We start from the raw sequence: 20,597 nt of genomic DNA on the forward strand, positions 1-20,597 counted from the left end.
CCATTCCCCCACGCACGCGGGTGGGGTACTCTCAGCGCACCCGACAGCCCACCCCTCGCATCCGGATCACCTGATCCGCATCGACGGGCGAGCGAGCCCGTCCTCGACGAAGGAGTCGAAGATGACCCCCACCTCCGCACGGCTCATCGAGCAGGCCAAGAGCGAGATCCTGTCCGCCTCGTCGGCGACGGCCGCCCTCCGCCCCGACCTCGTGACCTCGTGGCAGCGCTCGAAAGAGGCCCTCGGTTCGCCCGATCGCATCCGGGACGTCCCGCAGGTCGGCGTCGACCTCCTCGACCGTCACCTTTTGGAGATGTTCCAGGCCCCGCTCGCCCGCGTCTCCGACGAACTCGACGGCACGGGTCTGGGTCTGCTGCTGGCCGATTCCGAGGGCCGCATCCTGCAGCGCTGGACCCACGACCGCGCCGCCGCAGATCACCTCGATCGGCTCGGCACCGTGCGGGGAGCCGTGCTGTCGGAAGAGACCGTCGGCACGAACGGCGTCGGCACGGTCGCCGCCACCGGACGCAGCGTCCAGATCACCGGCAACGAGCACTTCGCCGAGTTCTACCGCTCGGCGGTGTGCACGGGCAGCCCCGTGCGTCATCCGCTCACCGGGCGACTCCTCGCCGTGATCACGCTGTCCACGCACATCACCGAACGCCCCGAGCTCCTCCGCCCCCTCACCCACTCGATCGCCACGCAGCTCGGCCAGCACGTCATGGATGCCGAGCGCCCGGCGGCCCGCAGCATGCTCGCCGCGTTCCTCGCCGCCTCGCGCGTCCAGCAGGGGCCGGTCGTCGCGCTCGGGCCCGACGGCCTGCTGATGCAGAACCAGCGCGCATCCCGGCTCTCGACCGCGGACATGGCGCTCGTCCAGCGCCTGTGCGCCGAGGAGTCGCGCGGGGGTCGCGTCAACGTCGAACTGTCGTCGGGATACGCCGACGTGCAGGTCACCCGGTTGCAGGACGGGGCCGGCAGCGTCGCGGTCGTCAACGTCGGCGAGCGGCCCGTGACGCACGGCGGCTTCGGCCCGCTCCGCCCCGCCCTCGCCGGGCGGTCGACGGAGTGGCTCGCCGTCGCGCAGACCGTCGCCCGTCACCGCGAGGCGCGCACACCGCTGCTGATCGCGGGCGAGCCGGGCACGGGCAAGACCTCGCTCGCCCTCGGACTGCCGCACCGCCCCGGCGCGGCCCGCGCCGCGACCGTGGTCGACGCGGCCGAGCGTCACGTGCTGGGCGCGCGGCGGTGGTTGCAGCGCCTGTCCGAGCGGCTCGCCGCCGGAGCACCGGTCGTGGTCAAAGGCATCCAGACCCTCGAACCCGGGTCGCTCTCGGGCATGGTGTCGCTCATCGACTCGACGCCGTCGCGCGGCGCCGTGCTGCTCACGCTCTCGGCGGCGGATCGCGCCGAGGCGGGCTCCTTCGCGACCCGCGTCGGCTACCCCACGACGTGGGTGCCGTCGCTGCGGGAACGCTCCGGTGACGTCGGTCCGCTCTGGCGCGCGCTCGCCGACCACGCCGCCTCATCCGCACACCTCGAACCCACGCGTGACGCGCTCTCCGCCCTGGAGGCGCACGCGTGGCCGGGCAACATCGTGGAGCTCCGCAATGTGATCGAGCAGCTCGCCCTGAGCGGTCGCCGCGGTGCGATCGGCGCGGCCGATCTCCCCATGTCGGTCCGCGGGGCGCGCGCCATGACGATGATCGAACGCGCCGAGCTGGAAGCCATCCAGCGCGCGCTGCAGGAAGCGGGCGGCAATCGCTCCCGGGCCGCCGAGATCCTCGGTCTGTCCCGCGCCACGGTCTACCGGAAGATGAAGACGTATCGCCTGACGGCCTGAGGCGGGATCAGCCCGCCACGCGACGCTCGACGAGGATCGTGTCGCGCCACTGCCCCGCCCAGGGGCCGTACGCCATGAGGGCCGGAGTCGAAGGCGTCCCACGCCGGGGGATCGGTCTCGAAGGTGGCGTTGCCGGTGGCGATCCCCTGACGGAAGATCTCCTCGACCGCGGGCCCATCGGCCGCGACCATCGGTCGCACGCGGAGGAGGGTCACGGCCGGAGGGCGTCCGCGGCCTGCGCGAGCGCGTCGGTCACGACGCGGTAGTAGGCCCAGCGGCCGCGCTGCTCGCGGGTCGCGAGGCCGGCGTCCACGAGCAGCTTCATGTGGTGCGAAACGGTCGGCTGCGACAGGCCGACGGGCTCGGTGAGGTCGCAGATGCAGGCCTCTCCCCCGCTGGACGCCGCGATCAGCGACAGCAGACGCACCCGAGTGGGGTCGCCGAGAGCCTTGAAGGTGCGCGCGATCGCCTCGGCTTCCTCGGCGGACAGCGCCCCTCCGGTGACCGGCGAGCAGCACACGGCGGCGTCGGTCGGGAGCAGGGGGAGCGTCGTGGGCATGCAGCGATTCTGACATGACGCATTGACATTTGTCGATACATCGAAGACTCTCGATCTATCGAAGTCCGTCGATCCCTGGAGGAGTCCCGTGAGCACGAACCCGCTGCCCGTCGTCGTGGTGGGAGCCGGCCCCCAGGGGCTGGCCGCCGCCGCCCACCTCGTGGAACGCAACCTTCCCGTCGTCGTCCTGGAGGCAGGCTCCGGCCCCGCGTCCGCGGTGGCGGAGTGGGGGCACGTGCGCCTGTTCTCGGAATGGCCCGAGCTGGTCGACGCAGCCGCGGCGCGCCTGCTCGCGCCCACGGGATGGCACGCACCGACCGCCGGATACCCGACGGGCGCGCAGTGGGTCACCGCCTACCTCGCCCCGCTGGCGGCGGCACTCGGCGACCGGGTGAGCTACGGCGCGCGCGTCGTGGGGGTGTCGCGGCGGGGCCGCGATCGCCTGGTCGACGCGGGGCGCGCGGAGCAGCCGTTCACCGTGCACGTGCACCCGTCCGGGGGAGACGAGTACCTCCTGCAGGCGCGCGCGGTCATCGACGCCTCGGGCACCTGGTCGTCCCCGAACCCCGCCGGCGCCGACGGTCTGCCCGCTCTCGGCGAGCGCGCCGCGGAGGGGGCACTGACGTACCGCATCCCCGACTTCCGCGATCGCGCGGGCTTCGAGGGGAAGCACACGGTCGTGATCGGGTCCGGGCACTCCGCCCTCACGGCGGTCCTCGCGCTGGCGAGGATGGCGCGCCGTGACCCCGCCACCACGGTCACCTGGGCGCTCCGCCGCGCGACGGCCGCGAACGCGTTCGGCGGCGGCGACGCCGACGATCTCCCCGCGCGTGGGGCCCTCGGCATCCGCGCGAAAGAACTCGTGGATGCCGGACTCGTGACGCTGGTGACGGGGTTCCGCGTCGAGCGGGTGGACATGGATGCCGATCGGCCGACGCTCGTGGCGGAGGACGGCCGCGCCCTCACCGCCGATCGCGTCGTCGTGCTGACGGGGTTCCGGCCCGACCTGTCGTTCCTGTCGGAGCTGCGGCTGGAGCTGGACCCCACGCTCCAGGCTCCCGTCCGTCTCGCCGCGGAGATCGACCCCAACATGCATTCGTGCGGGTCGGTCGCGGCGACCGGGGTCGCGGATCTGGCGCAGCCCGAGCCCGACTTCTACCTCGTGGGCGCGAAGTCCTACGGCCGGGCGCCGACCTTCCTCGCCCTCACCGGCTACGAGCAGGTGCGCAGCGTCGTGGCGGAACTCGCGGGCGACCATGACGCCGCCCGCCGGATCGAGCTGACGCTCCCCGACACCGGCGTGTGCGGCGGCGCCGGACTCTTCGACGCTTCGGGCGCATCGCTCGGCGTCGCGTGCTGCACCCCGCCCGCCCTCTCCCCGCAGATCGGCCGCGCCCCCGCCGCGGTCTGACGGAATGCGGAAGGGCGGAGGCACCCGACGCGCCTCCGCCCCCGCCCCGCACCCGACCGCGGTCAGGACTCCCGCGCCATGCGGCGCACGGCCCGACGCCGGACGAGCACCGGCACGAGCTCACGGATCACCACGACCAGCACGAGCACGATCGCCTGCGTCAGCAACTGGAGCGCGTCGGGCCACCCGACCGACCGCAGCAACTGTCCGAGCTGCGTCAGGAACAGCGCGGCGACCGCGGTGGCGGCGATCGACGCGATGCCGCCCGTGAGCGCCGTCCCGCCGAGGACCACCGCGGCCACGGTCGGCAGCAGGTACTGGTCGCCGAGGAACAGCGCCGGGGTCTTCGTGTACCCGGCGAGCAACACGCCCGCGGCGCCGTAGCAGAGCCCCGCGAATCCGTAGGCCGCGACCTGGTAGACGCGTACCCGCACGCCGACCACGGCCGCGGCGGGCTCGCTCACCCCGACGGAGGTGAGACGCCGCCCGATGATCGAACGCTGCGTGACCACCGCGGCCACCGCGATGACGACGATCGCGATGAGCGCCGTGTTCGGCACCCCGAGCGTGCGCGCGAGGGCGAAGCGGTTGAGCTCGTCGGCGGCCCCCGAAGGTGTGCCGTTCGCGATCGAGAACACCGTGCCGAGGAGCACCGCGTTCATCCCGAGCGTCGCGACCAGCGGCATGATCCGCAGCCCCGCGACGATCGCGCCGTTGAAGAGCCCGAAGACACCCGGCAGCACGACCGCGGCGACGACCGCGGGCCACACGCCCCAGCCGTACTGCTGGGGCAGGGCCGTGGCGAGCACCGCGGCGAGCGCGATCATCCCCGGCACCGAGAGGTCGAGGCCGCGCTGCTGCACGATCAGCGTCTGCCCGGCGGCGGCGATCGCGAGGACCGACGCGAAGGGGAGCATCGACAGCAGGGGCGCGGCATCCAGGCTTCCCGGCGCGATCACCGGACTCACGAGGAACAGGGCGGCGGTCGCGACCGTGATCGGCACCCAGCTGCCCGCGAGCGCCCTCCGCCACACCGCTTCGGCCGAGCGGCCCGTCGGCGGCACGGGGAGCGATGTCGTCGTGGTCTCCGGCGCGGAGCGCGGAGCATCGAGTTGAGTCATGAGACACCTCCGGGAGAAGCGATGGCGGCACCGCGGGGGCGACGCCGCCGGCGCCCGCTCCCGCGCAGTGCGGCGTAGAGGCCTGCGGCGGCGAGGGTCACGAGGCCCGGCAGCCAGTACGACCACGCCTGCGACAGGCCGAGGAACGGCGAGACGTTGAGGATCTGCTGCACGAGGAACGCCGCCGCGATGACCGCGAGGAACGACCCGCGCCCACCGAAGATGCTCGTGCCCGCCAGGACGACGACGGTGACGGATGCCAGCGTGTAAGACAGCGACGGCCGCCCGTCGCCGATGCCGATCTGGGCCATGAGGATCACGGCCGCGGGGAGCACCAGCAGCGAGCACAACACGTACGAGAGGAACCGCACCCAGCCGACCCGGATGCCGAGGCGGGCCGCAGCCGCGTCGTGCGACCCCACGGCCCGCAGCTGGACGCCCCAGCGGGTGCGGCGCAGGGCGACCTCGAGCAGGACGAGCAGCACGACGCCGGCGATCGTCGCGATGGGCACGAGGCCGACCCGGGCCTGGATCATGTCCGAGACCCCCGCGAAGATGACGCCTCCGGGCGTGGAGCGCAGCAGCAGGTAGAGGCCCTGCAGCGCCATGAACATCGCGAGGGTGGCGACGACCGGACTGATCCCGAACCTCGTCACGAGCAGCCCGTTGATCACCCCCACGCCGACGGCCCCGGCGAGCATGAGCGCGAGACCGACGTACAGGTTGCCCCCGTCGACGATCCAGAACGACGAGAGCACGACGAGGAACCCCATGAGCGGGCCGACCGACAGGTCGAACCCCGACCCCAGGACGACCACCTGCTGCGCGGCGCCGACGAACAGCAGCGGCGCGATCATGAAGAGCAGGTTGTTGAGGTTGAACGGCGAGAAATAGGCGCCGTTCGTGGTCGCGACCGCGACGGCGAGGGCCACGAACACCGCCGCGAGCGCGACGGCCGGGGCGTGGTCGCCGCGCAGCCAGGCCCGCAGCCGGTGACGTCGGCCGTCGGTCTCCTCCCGCGCACGCACGGTCGTGGACGTCAGGGCCGCCCGCGCGATGGCAGTCTCGGTGACCTCCGCCCCGGACAGCTCCTGGACGACCTCGCCGCGCGAGAGGATCAGCACACGGTCGCACAGCCCCTCGAGTTCGACACCGTCGGACGACAGCACGACCACCGCGGCACCGTCGTCGGCGGCCTCGCGCAGGATCCGGTAGATGTCCACGCGCGCTCCGGCGTCCACGCCCTGCGTCGGCTCCTCCGCCAGGAGCACGCGCGGCCGGGCCAGGAGCGTGCGCGCGAGCACGACCTTCTGCTGGTTGCCGCCTGACAGCGACGCGACGGCGGTGCGGGGGCTGGGCGTCTTGATCGACAGGCGCGAGATCATCTCCTTCGCGCGGGCCATCATCCGCCGGTCGCTGACGAACCCGCCGACGGACGCCTGCGGCAGCGTGCCGGCCGAGACGTTCTCGGCGACGGAGAGCGGCAGGAAGACGCCCTCGCGGTGGCGGTCGGCGGGGACGTACACGACCCCCGCGGCTGCCGCTCCGGCGGATCCTCCGCTCACGCGACGGCCGTCGACGCTCACCTCCCCCGTGGATGCCTCGAGCCCGGCGAGTGCGCGGATGAGCGCGGCCTGGCCGTTGCCCTGAACGCCGGCGAGTCCCACGATCTCGCCCGAGCGGACGGTGAGGGAGACGTCGTGGAAGTGGTCGCCCCGGAGACCGCGGACCGCCAGCCGGTCGGCATCCCGGATCGTGCCGGCGCTGCTGCCCTTCTCGGGGAACACGGCCTCGAGCTTGCGCCCGATGGCGCGTTCGATGATCTGCGCCTCGTCGACCTCCGCGGCGGGGAACGTGCCGCGCACCTTGCCGTCGCGCAGCACCGTGATGCGATCGGAGATCTGCTTGACCTCGGGGATCCGGTGCGAGATGTAGACCACCGCGGCGCCGCCCGCGACGACCTCGCGCACGCGGGCGAACAGCTTCTGGACCTCCTCGATGCTGAGGTGCTCGGTCGGCTCGTCGAGGATCAGGACGCGCGGGTCGAGGGCGAGCGCCTTGGCGATCTCGACGACGAAGCGCTGTTCCACCGAAAGGTCGGCGACGCGGGTGCGCGGGTCGATGCTCATGTCCCACGGCGCGAGCTGCGCGGTCGCCCAGGCGACGGCGCGCCCGAGTCCTCCGACCCGGCGGATGCCGACGCCCACCGCCATGTTCTCGGCGACCGTGAGGTCGGGCAGGAGCGCGGGGTCCTGGCGGACGATGCCGAGGCCGAGGCGGCGGGCCTCCTGCGGATCGGCGGACGTGAGCAGGGTGCCCGCGATCCAGACGGAGCCCTCGTCCGCGGCGAGCGCGCCGGACGCGACCGCCATCAGCGTGGACTTGCCGGCGCCGTTCTCGCCGACGAGGGCGTGGATCTCCCCGGCACGCACATCCAGATGCACGTCGGTGAGGGCCCGGACGCCGGGGAAGGTCTTCGTGATGCCGTCCAGCCGCAGGAGCGACGAGACCTCGGTGCCCGCGCCCGGCGGCGCGGGGGCCGTTCCGATGTCGATGTCAGTCATGGCGAATCCGTTCTGTGGGGGTGCATCACTGGGCGAGGTAGCCGCCGTCGATGACGAGCTCGGAACCGGTGACGAAGCTGGCTTCGTCGCTGGCGAGGAACACGACGCCGGCGGCGATCTCGCGCGGCTGCCCGGCGCGGCCCATGGGGGTCTGCGACACGACGTAGGCGTTCACCTCGGCGGCCTGCGCGTCGGTGAGGGGCGTCTCGATGAAGCCCGGGTGCAGGGAGTTCACGCGCACGTTCTGAGTGGCGTAGGTGATCGCGGCGTTCTTGGACATGTTCCGGACGGCGCCCTTGGTCGCGTGGTAGGCGTGCGCGCCGCCGACCGCGGCCGAACCCCAGATCGACGAGATGTTGATGATCGAGCCGCCGCCCTGCGCGATCATGTGCGGGATCACCTCGCGCATGCCGAGCCAGACGCCGGTCTGATTGGTGGCCACGACGCTCTGCCAGTCGTCCATGGACAGCTCGTGGAGCGGGTCGTACGCGATGATCCCGGCGTTGTTGACGAGCACGTCGATGTGCCCGTGGGCGTCGAGCACGTCCCCGATGACGCGGTGCCAGTCGTCCTCGGATGCCACGTCCAACGGCGCGTACGCGATGGGACCGAAGGTGGGGTCCGCCGAGGAACGCGAGGTGGCGATCGTCGTCGCCCCCTCTTCGTGCAGCGCCTCGGCGATGGCGCGGCCGATGCCACGGCCGGCGCCCGTGACGACGGCGACCTTTCCGGTGAGTCGGTTCATGAGGGGTTCTCCTCCTGGGAGTGGGACGGGGTGCCGGGGCCGCGGCACGTTCGCCCGCGGCCCCGGCGGGGGATCACTGGAACAGCTGCTTCAGCTGGTCGACCGAGAGGCCGGAGGAGAGGATCGCGTCGGCGGGCAGGCTGCTCTCGCACTTCGGCTGCTTCGACTGATCCGTGGAGTCCTCGATGATCTCGAGGTTGTAGGTGGACGGCTCGTCGTTCGGCAGGCCGTTGGCCGCCGCGAGCGCCTTGTGCAGGGCCACCGTGACGATCCAGTTGCGGGAGGATTCCGTCGCGATCTGGTAGGTCGGCTGGGTGTCCTTGTACTCGTACCAGAGGCAGGCGAACTCGTTGCTGTCGTTGGCGGACCACACCGGGAACGGCTTGCCGGCGGCCTCGAAGGCACGGATGCCGCCGACCGAACCGCCGCCGTAGTCGGCCACGATCCCGTTGATGTCGCCGTACTTCGTGATGAGTCCGGCCACAACCTGCTGCGTCTTCCCGGGCTCCCAGTCGGTCGCGACGGGACCGTCGGTGTTGAGCAGCGTCACCCCGGGGTTCTCCTTGACGGCTTCGAGGACGCCCTCGTAGACACCCTGCGAGTAGGAGTTGCCGGCGATGCCGCCCAGCATGACGAGGTTGCCCTTGCCGCCCATGGTCTTGATGGTCCAGTCGGCGAGGTTCTTGCCGTAGGTGGTGATGTCCTCGGACACGAAGTCGACGTAGTCCTTGCCGGGCGTCCCGCCGGGCGACCCGACGAAGGGCACGACCTTCACGCCCGCCGCGGTGGCCTTCTGGATGGTCGGCAGCAGCGCCTCTCCGCCGTCGACGAACGTGACGATGACGTTCACGCCCTGCGCAACGAGCGAGTTGATGTCGCTGATCGCCTTCTGGGTGTCGCCCTGCGCGTCGGTGTAGAGGACCTTCTTGATGTTCGGGCACTTCGCGGCCTCGGCCTCGAAGATCGCGCGGGTGATCTTGCGCCAGGAGTTGCCGCCGAAGCCGTCGGCGAGGGCGACGGTGATGTCCTTGTCGCCGCAGAAGTTCGAGATGTCCTGGATGTCGCCCTGGACGCCGACGGTGCCGGTGGTGACCTGGCTGTCGGTCGCGCCCGCCGACGCGTCGTCGCCCGAACCGGCCGAGGACAGCGACCCGGTGGAACAGGCCGAGGTGAGCAGGAGTGCGCCGACGGCGGCGAAGACCGCCGCGGTGCGCAGCGCGGTGCTGTGTCGCATGTGCGTGCCAACTTTCTCGTCATTGAGAGCCGGCCGGAGGGTGGGTCCCCCGCTGTGGATGCCGGCACGGATGTGGTGGTGTCCAGCAGTCTGTTGCGGCGGGAGGGGGGCTGATCGCGTCACGGTGAGACGGGGGTGACTCATTCTGCGACACCCCGTCGCGGCGGCCGGAGGGCGGTTCATCCTGGGGTCACCGGGGCGCTCCGATGCCCCGCAACGACCTGGAATCCACGATGAGGAGGATCCGCGAATGGCCGAGAACAGGCCCACCGACCCCCTGGGGGAGATCTACGCCGAGTGGACCGTCGAGTTCACCGCCGCCCCCGACATGTCGCTCCCCGTCCTTCGATGGGTCTTCGAGGACTGGCAGCGCGCGACGGCCGAACCGGAGGACGTGACCTACCGTTCGACGAGCATCGGGGGTGTCCCCGGCATCCTCGTCACTCCGCTGGAGGCGGACCGCGAGCGGGTGCTGCTCGTGCTCCACGGCGGCGGGTTCGCCCTCGGATCGTCGGCGAGCCACCGGAAGATGGCGGGGCACCTCGCCAAGGCTGCCGGCTCGTCGGCGTTCGTCGCCGACTTCCGGCTCGCCCCCGAGCACCCGTACCCCGCGCAGCTGGACGACGCGGACGCCGTGATCGACGCCCTCATCGCGGACGGCATCGCCGCCGAGGCGATCACCCCGGTCGGCGACAGCGCGGGGGCGAGCATCGCGATCGCGACCGTCCTGCGTCGGCTGCAGCGCGGCGCGGCGCTCCCCGGCAGGGTCGCGACGATCTCGCCGTGGGTCGACATGGAGAACTCGGGCGAGACGATCGAGACCAACGACGCGACCGACTTCCTGATCGCCCGCGAGGGGTTGCAGGGCAACATCGACCGCTACCTCTCCGGCGGGGCCTCGCCCACCGACCCGCTCGTGAACCCGCTGTACGCGGACTTCACCGGTTTCCCGCCGCTGTTCCTCACCGCCAGCGACGCCGAGTCCCTGTACGCCGACGCGGTGCGTCTCGCCGAGCGCGCCGCACGCGACGGCGTCGACGTGACCTTCGAGACCGTCTCGGGCGAACAGCACGTCTGGCCCCTGCAGGCGGGACGCCACGCGGCCGCCGACACCTCCATCCGTCGAATCGCCGAATGGGTGCGGGCGACCAGCTCGACCCGCGTCTCGGCATGACCCCCTCCACCGAAAGGACCCCCGCCATGAGCGACACCCCTGCACGCGGCAGCGACCGCGACTACGACGCCATCGTCATCGGCGCCGGATTCTCCGGCCTGGCGATGCTGCACCACCTCCGCGAGATCGGGCTGCGGACGATCGCCGTCGACGGCGAGGACGGCATCGGCGGCACCTGGTGGGTGAACCGCTACCCCGGTGTCCGCACCGACAGCGAGTACTCGTACTACTCGTTCTCCTTCTCGAAGGAGGTGCGCGACGAGTGGACCTGGACCGAGCGCTACCCCTCCGGCGAAGAGGTGCTGTCGTACCTCAACTTCGTCGCCGACCGACTCGACCTCCGTCGCGACATCCGGCTCAACACCCGGGTCGAGTCCGCCGCGTACGACGAGGATGCCAACACCTGGACGGTCTATCTCGCGGGCGGCGACACGCTCACCACGAAGTACCTGGTCAGCGGCATGGGCGTGCTGTCGCAGCCGATCTTCCCCGAGATCCCCGGCATCGAGACGTTCCGCGGCGAGAAGTACCACACGGCGCAGTGGCCGCGGGAGGGAGTCGACCTGTCGGGCAAGCGCGTCGGGCTCATCGGCCTCGGCGCCTCCGGCATCCAGATCGTCCCCGTCATCGCCGGTCAGGTCGACGAGTTCTTCGTCTTCCAGCGCACGCCGAACTTCATCGTCGAGACGAACAACGACAAGGTCTCGGAAGAGGACATGGCGTGGCTCCGCGAGAACTACGACCTCGTGTACGAGAAGGCCGCCAACCACCCGTTCGGCGTCGCGATGGAACCCGCGGAGCACAGCGCGCTCGAGGTGTCCGAGGACGAGCGGCGCCGCATCTTCGAGAGCAAGTGGAACGAGGGCGGATTCCACTTCGCCAACGAGTGCTTCAACGACCTCGCGACCAACCACGAGGCCAGCGAACTGGCATCCGAGTTCATCCGCACGAAGATCGCCGAGATCGTGAAGGACCCCGACACGGCGGAGCTGCTCTCGCCGCGCACGTACTCGTTCAACGGCAAGCGCGTCCCCACGGGGCACGGCTACTACGCCGCGTTCAACCACGACCACGTGCACCTGATCGACACCGCCGAGACCCCCATCACGGCGATCACCGAGAAGGGCGTGAAGGTCGGCGACACCGAGTACGAACTCGACGTGCTGATCTTCGCCACCGGCTTCGACGCCATGACCGGCACGCTCACCCACATCGACATCGTGGGCCGCGGCGGCCGGACGCTCCGCGAGAAGTGGGCCGAGGACGGCCTGAAGTCGAACCTCGGCATCAACGCGCACGGCTTCCCGAACTTCTTCATGTCGCTCGGGCCGCAGACGCCGTACTCGAACCTCATCGTCCCCATCCAGCTCGGCGCGCAGTGGCTGCAGCGGGCGCTGAAGTGGGCCGAGGAGAACGGCGTCGAGTACTTCGAGGCCACGCCGGAGTCCGAGGACTGGTGGCGCGAGGAGACCGAGAAGACCGGCCGCCAGACCGTCATGTACACCGAGGGCAAGAAGGCCAAGGCCTGGTTCCTGGGCGAGAACATCCCCGGCAAGCCCGAGGAGTTCCAGGTCTACATGGGCGGCGGGCAGGTCTACCAGCGGTACTGCCGCGAGCTCGAGGAGTCGGGCTACGCCTCGCTCCTCCACCGCGCCGACGCCAAGCAGCCCGTCGACGCCTGACCGACCCACCCCGGCGGGGACGCGTGCGAACGCGTCCCCGCCGTCACGAAAGGACTCCCCCATGGCACGACTGCAGGGAAAGCGTGCGGTGATCACCGGCGCCGCCTCCGGAATGGGCCGCGCGACGGCCGAACTCTTCGCCGCGGAGGGGGCGCGCGTCGCGCTCCTGGACGCGCAGCCCGACGCCGGCGAGGCGGTGGCCGCCGGCATCCGGGACTCGGGCGGCGACGCGCTGTTCACGCGCGCCGACGTCACGAGCGAGACCGATGTGCGCGCCGCCGTCGACGGCGCCGCGGCGGCCTTCGGCGGGCTCGACGTGCTGATCAACTGCGCCGGGATCATCGGCGCCGACAAGCCCACGCACGAGGTCACGGAGCAGGAGTGGGATGCCGTCTTCGCCGTCGACGTGAAGGGCGTCTTCTTCGCGACCAAGGCCGCCGTCCCGCACTTCCTCGAGGCCGGGAAGGGCGCGATCGTCAACTTCTCGTCGATCTACGGGATCCTCGGCAACGACGAGTTCACGCCGTACCACGTCGCCAAGGGCGCCGTGAACATGCAGACCAAGCAGGATGCCGCCAGCTACGGCCGGCACCGGATCCGCGTCAACGCGGTGAACCCGTCGACCGTCCTCACCCCGCTCGTCGAGGGCATCGCCGCCGAGTACCCCGGCGGGATGCCGGCGTACGAGGAGATGATGACCGCGCACCAGTCGATCCGCCGACTCGGCCGCCCGATCGACGTCGCGTACGCGGTGCTGTTCCTGGCCTCCGACGAGGCCGACTGGATCACCGGCGTCACGCTGCCGGTCGACGGCGGGTACACGGCCCGATGAGCGAGATCGTGGTCTACGGCAAGCAGGAGTGCGCCGACACGCTCCGCACCCGCGCGCTGCTGACCGACCTGGGCGTCGCGCACGCGTTCGTCGACGTCGAGGCGTCGGCGGCGGACGCCGCGCGCGCGGCCGAGATCGGCGGGAGCACGAGGGTGCCGGTCGTGGTGCTGCCCGACGGCGCAGCGCTCGTGGAGCCGTCCGACGATGAGGTGCGCGCGCACCTCTGAGGCCGTCAGTACACGTACTCCATCAGCTCGACACCGAGGACGCGGAAGGCGTCGTGAGCGCGGAGCCGGTGCGCGATCGACAGGTCGTCGAAGTTCACGATCAGCGCGTAGGCCACACCCGCGCGCGGGCCGCCGAGCACACCGGCCTCGGCGCGCACCCCCTCCGACCGCCCCGTCTTGTTCACGAACAGCAGACCATGCCGGTCGTTCTCGTGCGCGAACGGGTCGAGGCCGGTGGCGGATGCCACGAGCGAGAGGTCGTGGTTGAGGCTCAACCACTCCGCGACCTGCGCGCTGACACCCGGCGACACCACCGTCGAATTCACCAGCCCCGCGAACACCGAGGCCATCTCGCGCGCGGTCGACAGCGCCACGTGCGGCGCGTCGTCGGGGCCGCGGTCGTCGCGGAACCGGTCGAGCAGGGCGGTGCGCCGCAGTCCCAGCTGCTCGATGCGCGCGCGGACCGCGGGCAGCCCGACGCGCTGCAGCAGGGCGTTGGCGGCCAGGGCGTCGCCCGCCGACGCGGCCAGCACCACCACGTCCACCAGCGGCAGCGCCGGAGCCTTCAGGTGCTGCCACACGCCCCCGGCCGACGCAGCGTGCACGGAGGACCGGTCGATGATCTCGAGCGCGTCGACGCGGCCGGCCTCGATCGCCGCGGCCACCTCGATCAGCAGCGGGACGAGCCCCAGCCCCGCCACCGGCAGAGTGACGAAGTCGTCGCCCTCGAGCACCGCGGAGCCGCCGTCGAGGTCGTCGATGCGCACCGACACCTTCGCCCCGGATGCCGCGAGCTCGTCGAGCGCGCGGAGCGTCGCCGTGAACGACCGGCGACCGGCGGCCGCCCGTCGCGGCAGGCGTCGGGGTCCCTTCCGCGCCGAACCCCGGAGGGCCGGGGCGTCGCGTCGCGACGATTCCACGGACCCTCCGGAAGGCTCGGGTGCGGCAGGCTCGGGAACCGGTGGCATGCCCACGAGCGTGGCTCCTTCCGGGTCAGGAGAGCAACAAACGCGACCTCACCAAATGGTGACGCGCTGGTCCGCGTCGAGCCACAGGGCATCGCCCTCGGTGACCTCGAACGCGTCGTAGAACGCATCGATGTTGCGCACGATCTGGTTGCAACGGAATTCGTTCGGCGAGTGCGGGTCGATCGTCAGCAGGCGGATGGTCTCGGCATCCCGGCCCTTCTGCTGCCAGATCTGCGCCCAGCTGAGCAGGAGCCTCTGGATGCCGCTGTACCCGTCGACCACGGGACCGTCCACGGGCTCGTCCTCGCCGAGCGACAGCCGGTAGGCGCGGAGCGCGATGCCCAGGCCCCCGAGGTCGCCGATGTTCTCGCCGATCGTGAGCGCGCCGTTGACGTGGTGCTCTTCGCTCAGCCCCTCGGGGACGAGCGCCTCGTACTGGGCGATGAGCGCCTTGGTGCGCTCCTCGAACGCCGAGCGGTCGGCATCCGTCCACCAGTCGCGCAGCGACCCGTCGCCGTCGAAGCGGCTGCCCTGGTCGTCGAACCCGTGGCCGATCTCGTGGCCGATGACCGCGCCGATCCCGCCGTAGTTGGCGGCGGCGTCGCGGTCGGCGTCGAAGAACGGGTACTGCAGGATCGCCGCGGGGAACACGATCTCGTTCATCAGCGGGTTGTAGTAGGCGTTGACGGTCTGCGGCGTCATGTACCACTCGTCGCGGTCGATCGGCTGGCCGACCTTCGCCAACTGCCGGTCGTGCTCCCACACATGGGCACGGCGGACGTTCCCGACGAGGTCGGCGGCGTCGATCTCGAGGTCGGAGTAGTCCTTCCAGCGCACCGGGTAGCCGATCTTCGGCGTGAAGGCGTCGAGCTTGGCGAGGGCGCGTTCCCGGGTCTCGGGCGTCATCCACTCCAGCGCCGTGATCGACTCGCGGTACGCCTCGATCAGGTTCTTCACCAGGACGTCCATGGCATCCTTCGCCGCGGGCGGGAAGTGCCGCTCCACGTACACCTTGCCGACGGCTTCGCCCAGCGCCGCCTCGACGAGGCCCACGCCGCGCTTCCACCGCTCGCGGTTCACCGGCACACCCGTGAGCTGCGTGCCGTAGAACGCGAAGTTCTCGGCCACGAACTCCTCCGACAGGAACGCCGCGGCGGAGTGCACGACGGCGAACCGCAGCCACGCCTTCCAGTCCTCGAGGCGGTCCTCGACCAGGAGCGCGCCGAGGGACTCGAGGAAGCTCGGCTGGTAGACGACGACCTCGGCGAAGGCGTCCTCGTGCCCCGGGGCGACACCCGCACGCCACGGGACGAGGTCGAGGCCGGCGAGGCCGACCATCTCGTCCCACGTGCGGAGGTTGTAGGTCTTGACGGCGTCGCGGCTGTCCTCGCGCGACCAGTGGTGCGTCGCGAGCTCGGTCTCGAGGGCGAAGACACGATCGGCGGATGCCGCCGGCTCGGCGATTCCGGCCAGCTCGAACATGCGCTCGATGTGCGCGCGGTACGCGGTGCGCGTGTCGGCGAAGTTGTCGAGCCGGTAGTAGCTCTCGTCGGGGAGCGACAGACCGCCCTGGTACACCACCGGGACGTAGCGCGTGGGGTCGCCCGGGTCGGGCTCGACGAAGAGGGTCAGGAGGCCGCTGAGGCCGTCGCGCTCGAGCTCGCCGACGAGGTGCAGGAATCCGGGCACGTCGGTCACGGCATCGACGCGGGCGAGCTGGTCCGCCAGCGGCGCCGCCCCCGCCTCCTCGATGCGCGCGGTGTCCAGGAAGCTCGCGAACAGATCGCCGATCTTGCGGGCCTCGCTGCCCGGCTCGGCCTGCTGCGACTCCTCCACGATGGTGCGGACGTCCTTCTCGGCCTGCTCGGCGATGAGATGGAAGCTGCCCCATCGGGCTTTGTCGTCGGGGATCTCGGTGCGCTCCAACCAGCGGCCGTTCACGTGACGGAACAGGTCGTCCTGGGGGCGGATCTCGTCGCTCAGTTCTTCGAGCGCGAGACCGGAGCGGGGGGTCTCGGTCATGCAGAACAGGATAAGTCCCCCGGCTCCACGCGGGCTCGGTGGGAACGCGGATGCCACGGCCTCCGGCACGTGTCGGGGGCCGGCCGTAGGCTCGAACGGTGACCACCCCCGCGCCGGCGACACTGAACCGCGCGATCGTGCGACTGGCCGTCCCGGCGCTGGGCGCGCTGATCGCCGAGCCGCTGTTCCTCATCGTCGACGGCGCCATGGTGGGACACCTCGGTGTGGCGCCGCTCGCGGGGCTGGGAATCGCGAGCGCGGTCCTGCAGACGGTGGTCGGACTGATGGTGTTCCTCGCGTACGCGACCACGCCCGCGGTCGCCCGACGCTACGGCGCGGGCGAGCTGGGTCGCGCGGTGTCGGTCGGCATCGACGGCATGTGGTTCGCACTGACCATCGGGGCCGCGCTCGCCGCCGCCGGCGTCCTCGCCACCCCGGCACTCGTCGACGTGTTCGGCGCGGCGCCCGACGTCGCCGAGAACGCCCGCGTGTACCTGTCGATCTCGATGTGGGGCCTTCCCGCGATGCTGGTCGTGTTCGCCGCGACCGGGCTGTTGCGCGGAATGCAGGACACCGTGACCCCGCTGTGGATCGCAGGGCTCGGCTTCGGCGCCAACGCGCTGCTGAACCTCCTGTTCATCTACGGCTTCGGCTGGGGGATCGCGGGCTCCGCGATCGGCACCGTCGTCGCGCAGTGGGGCATGGTGGGCGCCTACGTGGTCATCGCCACGCGCCTGGCCCGCACGCACGCGGCGTCGCTGCGCCCCGAGCCCGGCGGCCTCCGCGGCACGGCACGCTCCGGTGGATGGCTGTTCCTGCGCACCCTGAGCCTGCGCGCGGCGTTCCTGGCGACCGTGGCGGTCGCCACGGGCCTCGGGTCGGCCGAACTCGCGGGATGGCAGATCGCCTTCACGATCTTCTCGACCGCCGCCTTCGCGCTCGACGCCCTCGCGATCGCGGCGCAGGCGCTCGTCGGCAAGTCGCTCGGCTCGGGCGACGTCACGGGGGCGCGGCACGTGCTCTCACGAACGGTCGCCTGGGGCCTGTGGTTCGGAGTCGTGGTCGGGGCGCTCGTGGCCGCGGCATCCGGGGTCCTCGGTCTCGTCTTCACCGGGGATGCCGAGATCGCCGCCCTCATCCAACCGGCGCTCCTGGTGCTCGCCGTCGCGCAGCCGCTGGCGTCGTTCGTCTTCGTGCTCGACGGGGTGCTCATCGGCGCGGGCGACGCCCGCTATCTCGCGATCGCGGGGCTGCTCAACCTCGTCCCCTACGTTCCCGCGCTGGTGCTCGTGGCCGTGTTCGCCGGTGGCGGCGCGGCGGGCCTGGCCTGGCTCGCGGCGGCGTTCTTCGGGGTCTACATGCTGGCCCGGGCGGCCACCCTCGGGCTCCGTGTCCGCGGAAGGGCGTGGATGACCGCGGGCGCGTGACATGCCCACGCGACTCCCAGGAGTCGCGCGTACCGTGCCGCCATGAGGTCGAACCCCCCGGCCCGCGCGGCCCTCCCCGCCCTGTTCCTGCCGGCGCTGTTCCTGCTCGCGGCGTGCACCGCGACCGATGCGGCGTCGCCCGCGCCCCCCGCGTCCTCGGCCGCCCCCTCGACGTCCAGCCCGTCGCTCTCGCCCTCCGCGCCCTCCCCCGGCACGGTGCTGCCGAGCGATCCCGCGACGCTCGAGCAGTGGGCGGCGACGGCCCTGCCCGAGAACGGCCTCGGCGGCAGCACGGCCGTCGCCCGCGGGAGTGGCGAGGTCGGGCCGACCGGCGCGAGCGCGGCCCTCCAGCCCGTCGGCGGATCGTGGGACGTCGTCGTCGCGTGCGAGAGCACCACGGGCGCCCCCCTCACGGTCGCGATCGACGGCGACACCGGCACGACGACCGACGTCGCGTGCGGCATCCCCGGCGGGTCCGGTGCGTCACCGACCACGATCCGATGGGATGCCACGTCGGCGGCGACCCTCCGATTGGATGCGACCGAGGAGGCGGTGTTCGTTTACGAAGTGCATCCGCGCGCCGGCACGTGAAATCGACCCGAACCCGTGCATGTGGCGGGTGACGTCCCTATCCTGGGTCGCATGCGGGGGCATCTGGGGGCAACGCTGATCGTGGCCATCGCGCTGATCGTGGCCATGGCCATCTTCTGCGCGGGAGGCTTCTACTACGTCGAGTACCAGGTGTGGGATTCCGCGACCTCGACGTACGTGTACCGGGGCCGGCCGTTCTCGGGCGCGGTGCTCGGGGTTTCGGTGGTGATCAGCGGCGTCGTGCTCTGCACCGCCGCACTGCTGCTGCGACGGGCCGGTCGGGTCCACGGGAAGCCGGTTCTCGACGAATGCCCGAACCACGCGCAGGCCGGTCGGCCGGCGGGTGTCACGCCCAGCGGCGACACCACTCGTACATGACCACGGCGGTGGCCTCGGCCCCGGCCGACGGCGGCGCCGCGACGACGGGTCAGGAACCGGGCTGGTTGATGTAGCTCTGGGACACGGCGCGCTGATTCGGGTCGTTCGCGGTCGCCGCGCTGTAGCTGATCTGCGACGAGCCGCCCGCCAGCGGAGTCGCGCCGCTGCCGCCTTCGTACGCCAGGGTGAACTCGACGCGGTCATCGGCGGCGAGCGGGGAGGTGAGCGCGAACACCACCGATCGCTGTCCGCCCGAAACGGTGTTCGTCTGCTCGGAGAGCAGGTCGGGTGCGGCCGAGCCGTTCAGCGTGACCGCCTGGGCGACGACCAGGTCGCCGAGCGCCGGGTCGAACCCCACACGGACCACATCACCCACGGCGGTGGGGTTGGGGCCCACCGAGGTCAACGTCGCCCGCGTCGGGCGATACGCCGATCCGCCGCCCACGTCCACCCGTTCGAAATCGGCGGTCAGCGTGGCCCCGAAGGGTGTCGCGTCGACGGGGTCGCCCGGGCCGTTGACCCACACGCCGTCGGAGGGGTCGGTGTCGGACGGGTCGACGATGACCCAGGAGCTCGTCGAGTCCTCCGGCGCGAGGGTGTCGTTCGGGTAGTCCCCCAGGAACGTCAGCTGCGGCCGCACGAGGATGCCCGTGTACGGGTCGCTGTCGGGGGCGACCGTGGCCGCGAACGACACCGTGTAGACGGCGCGGTCGCCCGAGACGTCCGGGCCGCTGAAGCTCGCGGCGCGCTCGCCCTGGCCGTCACGCGGGTCGTACGTGAAGCCGGAGACCTCCCAGAGGCGGCGGTCGACCTCGAAGCGCATCACCACCGGGCCGCTGTACGCGGTGCCGCTGGTGTTGCCCACCACCACTCCCACCGGTTCGCTGGCGACGTAGCGCTGGGTGAGCGAGGGCGTGAACATCGGCACGCCGCTGCCGAACTGCGGGCTCAGCAAGGCGAGGTTCGCGGTGGTGCTGGCGCTGGCGGCCGGTGCGGCGACCGCGACGGCGATGACGGGAACGGACCACGCTCCGGCCTTCAAGACGGAGCGGCGGTCGAGACCGCGGGACACGGGCGAGGTCGAGGGCGCAGAGCTCATGGGGGATCTGTCCATCCATCGGGGGGCGAGTACGGAATGACCCCCGAAGTCTCCGGCATATCGCCGCCGATCTCACCCTTCTGCGGATGAGAAAGCTCTCATCCCCAGCGGCGACACCACTCGTACATGACCACGGCCGCGGCCGAGGCTGCGTTGATCGACCGCGTCGAGCCGTACTGCGTGATCTCGACCACGCTCGTCGCCGCATCGAGAGCTTCGGGCGAGAGCCCCGGGCCTTCCTGACCGAAGAGCAGCACGCACGCTTCGGGCAGGTCGGCGCGGTCGACGGGCACCGAACCGTCGACGTTGTCGATCGCGAGGACGGGAAGCCCCTCCGCGCGCGCCCACTCCGTGAACGCGGCGACGTCCTCGTGGTGCCGCACGTGCTGGTACCGGTCCGTCACCATCGCGCCCCGGCGGTTCCAGCGCCGCTTGCCGATGATGTGCACCTCCGCCGCGAGGAAGGCGTTGGCGCTCCGGACGATCGATCCGATGTTGAGGTCGTGCTGCCAGTTCTCGATCGCCACGTGGAACGGATGCCGCCGGGCGTCGAGGTCGGCGACGATCGCCTCCATCGTCCAGTAGCGGTACGGGTCGACCACGTTGCGCCGGTCGCCCTCCGCGAGCAGTTCACGGTCGTAGCGGGGGTCGTCGGGCCATGCGTCGGGCCCGCCGGGCCAGGGCCCCACGCCGTGCAGCGGCGCGGGCGGCGCGTCGTCG

General features: G+C 71.6%; 18 protein-coding genes. 9 read left to right on the top strand and 9 right to left on the bottom strand.

What is annotated here, in order from left to right:
- Nucleotides 1–121: 121 nt before the first annotated feature.
- Nucleotides 122–1,843, top strand: a complete 1,722-nt coding sequence (locus tag BGO45_RS11755) for a helix-turn-helix domain-containing protein (protein ID WP_076493217.1) — start codon at nucleotides 122–124, stop codon at nucleotides 1,841–1,843.
- A 211-nt stretch (nucleotides 1,844–2,054) separates the two neighbouring features.
- Here BGO45_RS11755 and BGO45_RS11760 read toward each other — a convergent pair whose 3' ends face one another.
- The gene (locus tag BGO45_RS11760) at nucleotides 2,055–2,402 is read right to left on the bottom strand and encodes a metalloregulator ArsR/SmtB family transcription factor (protein WP_292694473.1); all 348 of its coding nucleotides are present in this window, start codon (nucleotides 2,400–2,402) and stop codon (nucleotides 2,055–2,057) included.
- A gap of 88 nt (nucleotides 2,403–2,490) precedes the next feature.
- Between BGO45_RS11760 and BGO45_RS11765 the strand changes: the two genes are divergently transcribed.
- Nucleotides 2,491–3,813 (top strand): NAD(P)-binding domain-containing protein, encoded by a 1,323-nt coding sequence (locus BGO45_RS11765; protein WP_292694476.1) that lies wholly within the window; start codon nucleotides 2,491–2,493, stop codon nucleotides 3,811–3,813.
- A 62-nt stretch (nucleotides 3,814–3,875) separates the two neighbouring features.
- Here the strand turns inward: BGO45_RS11765 and BGO45_RS11770 are convergent, their stop codons facing one another.
- The 4 genes from BGO45_RS11770 to BGO45_RS11785 all read right to left on the bottom strand — a co-directional run bounded on the left by BGO45_RS11770 (nucleotide 3,876) and on the right by BGO45_RS11785 (nucleotide 9,477).
- Nucleotides 3,876–4,934: an ABC transporter permease gene (locus tag BGO45_RS11770; RefSeq protein ID WP_083696652.1), complete on the bottom strand. Its 1,059-nt coding sequence runs from the start codon at nucleotides 4,932–4,934 to the stop codon at nucleotides 3,876–3,878.
- The gene (locus tag BGO45_RS11775) at nucleotides 4,931–7,498 is read right to left on the bottom strand and encodes an ATP-binding cassette domain-containing protein (protein WP_292694479.1); all 2,568 of its coding nucleotides are present in this window, start codon (nucleotides 7,496–7,498) and stop codon (nucleotides 4,931–4,933) included. Before BGO45_RS11775 ends, BGO45_RS11770 begins: the two co-directional genes overlap by 4 nt.
- A 25-nt stretch (nucleotides 7,499–7,523) precedes the next feature.
- Nucleotides 7,524–8,243 (bottom strand): SDR family NAD(P)-dependent oxidoreductase, encoded by a 720-nt coding sequence (locus BGO45_RS11780; protein WP_076493214.1) that lies wholly within the window; start codon nucleotides 8,241–8,243, stop codon nucleotides 7,524–7,526.
- Between the two features lie 73 nt (nucleotides 8,244–8,316).
- A complete protein-coding gene (locus BGO45_RS11785) occupies nucleotides 8,317–9,477 on the bottom strand; it encodes an ABC transporter substrate-binding protein (protein WP_292694482.1) in 1,161 nt (386 codons plus the stop codon).
- A gap of 250 nt (nucleotides 9,478–9,727) precedes the next feature.
- Here BGO45_RS11785 and BGO45_RS11790 point away from each other — a divergent pair, with 250 nt between their 5' ends.
- The 4 genes from BGO45_RS11790 to BGO45_RS11805 all read left to right on the top strand — a co-directional run bounded on the left by BGO45_RS11790 (nucleotide 9,728) and on the right by BGO45_RS11805 (nucleotide 13,392).
- Nucleotides 9,728–10,651 carry an alpha/beta hydrolase gene (locus BGO45_RS11790; protein WP_292694484.1) on the top strand — a complete coding sequence of 308 codons (924 nt, stop codon included), beginning with the start codon at nucleotides 9,728–9,730 and terminating at the stop codon, nucleotides 10,649–10,651.
- A gap of 26 nt (nucleotides 10,652–10,677) precedes the next feature.
- Nucleotides 10,678–12,333: an NAD(P)/FAD-dependent oxidoreductase gene (locus tag BGO45_RS11795; protein ID WP_292694486.1), complete on the top strand. Its 1,656-nt coding sequence runs from the start codon at nucleotides 10,678–10,680 to the stop codon at nucleotides 12,331–12,333.
- A 61-nt stretch (nucleotides 12,334–12,394) separates the two neighbouring features.
- Nucleotides 12,395–13,165: an SDR family NAD(P)-dependent oxidoreductase gene (locus BGO45_RS11800; protein ID WP_076493209.1), complete on the top strand. Its 771-nt coding sequence runs from the start codon at nucleotides 12,395–12,397 to the stop codon at nucleotides 13,163–13,165.
- Nucleotides 13,162–13,392, top strand: coding sequence for a glutaredoxin domain-containing protein (locus tag BGO45_RS11805; protein ID WP_292694488.1), 231 nt, complete (start codon nucleotides 13,162–13,164; stop codon nucleotides 13,390–13,392). Before BGO45_RS11800 ends, BGO45_RS11805 begins: the two co-directional genes overlap by 4 nt.
- Before the next feature lie 5 nt (nucleotides 13,393–13,397).
- Here the strand turns inward: BGO45_RS11805 and BGO45_RS11810 are convergent, their stop codons facing one another.
- Together BGO45_RS11810 and BGO45_RS11815 are read right to left on the bottom strand one after the other, a co-directional pair.
- A complete protein-coding gene (locus BGO45_RS11810; protein WP_292694490.1) occupies nucleotides 13,398–14,366 on the bottom strand; it encodes a serine hydrolase in 969 nt (322 codons plus the stop codon).
- Between the two features lie 42 nt (nucleotides 14,367–14,408).
- The gene (locus BGO45_RS11815) at nucleotides 14,409–16,382 is read right to left on the bottom strand and encodes a M13-type metalloendopeptidase (RefSeq protein WP_292694491.1); all 1,974 of its coding nucleotides are present in this window, start codon (nucleotides 16,380–16,382) and stop codon (nucleotides 14,409–14,411) included.
- Between the two features lie 98 nt (nucleotides 16,383–16,480).
- On the opposite strand from BGO45_RS11815, the gene BGO45_RS11820 reads away from it, so the two are divergent.
- The 3 genes from BGO45_RS11820 to BGO45_RS11830 are packed head-to-tail and all read left to right on the top strand — an operon-like array spanning nucleotide 16,481 to nucleotide 18,778.
- Entirely contained in the window at nucleotides 16,481–17,809 is a 1,329-nt protein-coding gene (locus tag BGO45_RS11820) for an MATE family efflux transporter (protein ID WP_292694493.1), read from the top strand.
- A gap of 42 nt (nucleotides 17,810–17,851) precedes the next feature.
- Nucleotides 17,852–18,400 (top strand): hypothetical protein, encoded by a 549-nt coding sequence (locus tag BGO45_RS11825; protein WP_292694496.1) that lies wholly within the window; start codon nucleotides 17,852–17,854, stop codon nucleotides 18,398–18,400.
- Between the two features lie 51 nt (nucleotides 18,401–18,451).
- Entirely contained in the window at nucleotides 18,452–18,778 is a 327-nt protein-coding gene (locus BGO45_RS11830; RefSeq protein WP_292694497.1) for a hypothetical protein, read from the top strand.
- A gap of 49 nt (nucleotides 18,779–18,827) precedes the next feature.
- Here BGO45_RS11830 and BGO45_RS11835 read toward each other — a convergent pair whose 3' ends face one another.
- Entirely contained in the window at nucleotides 18,828–19,877 is a 1,050-nt protein-coding gene (locus tag BGO45_RS11835) for a hypothetical protein (protein WP_292694499.1), read from the bottom strand.
- 98 nt (nucleotides 19,878–19,975) lie between these two features.
- Entirely contained in the window at nucleotides 19,976–20,575 is a 600-nt protein-coding gene (locus BGO45_RS11840; protein ID WP_292695168.1) for an RNA methyltransferase, read from the bottom strand.
- Nucleotides 20,576–20,597: the final 22 nt, after the last annotated feature.

The sequence above is a fragment of the Microbacterium sp. 71-36 genome, assembly GCF_001898305.1.
Lineage (GTDB): Bacteria > Actinomycetota > Actinomycetes > Actinomycetales > Microbacteriaceae > Microbacterium.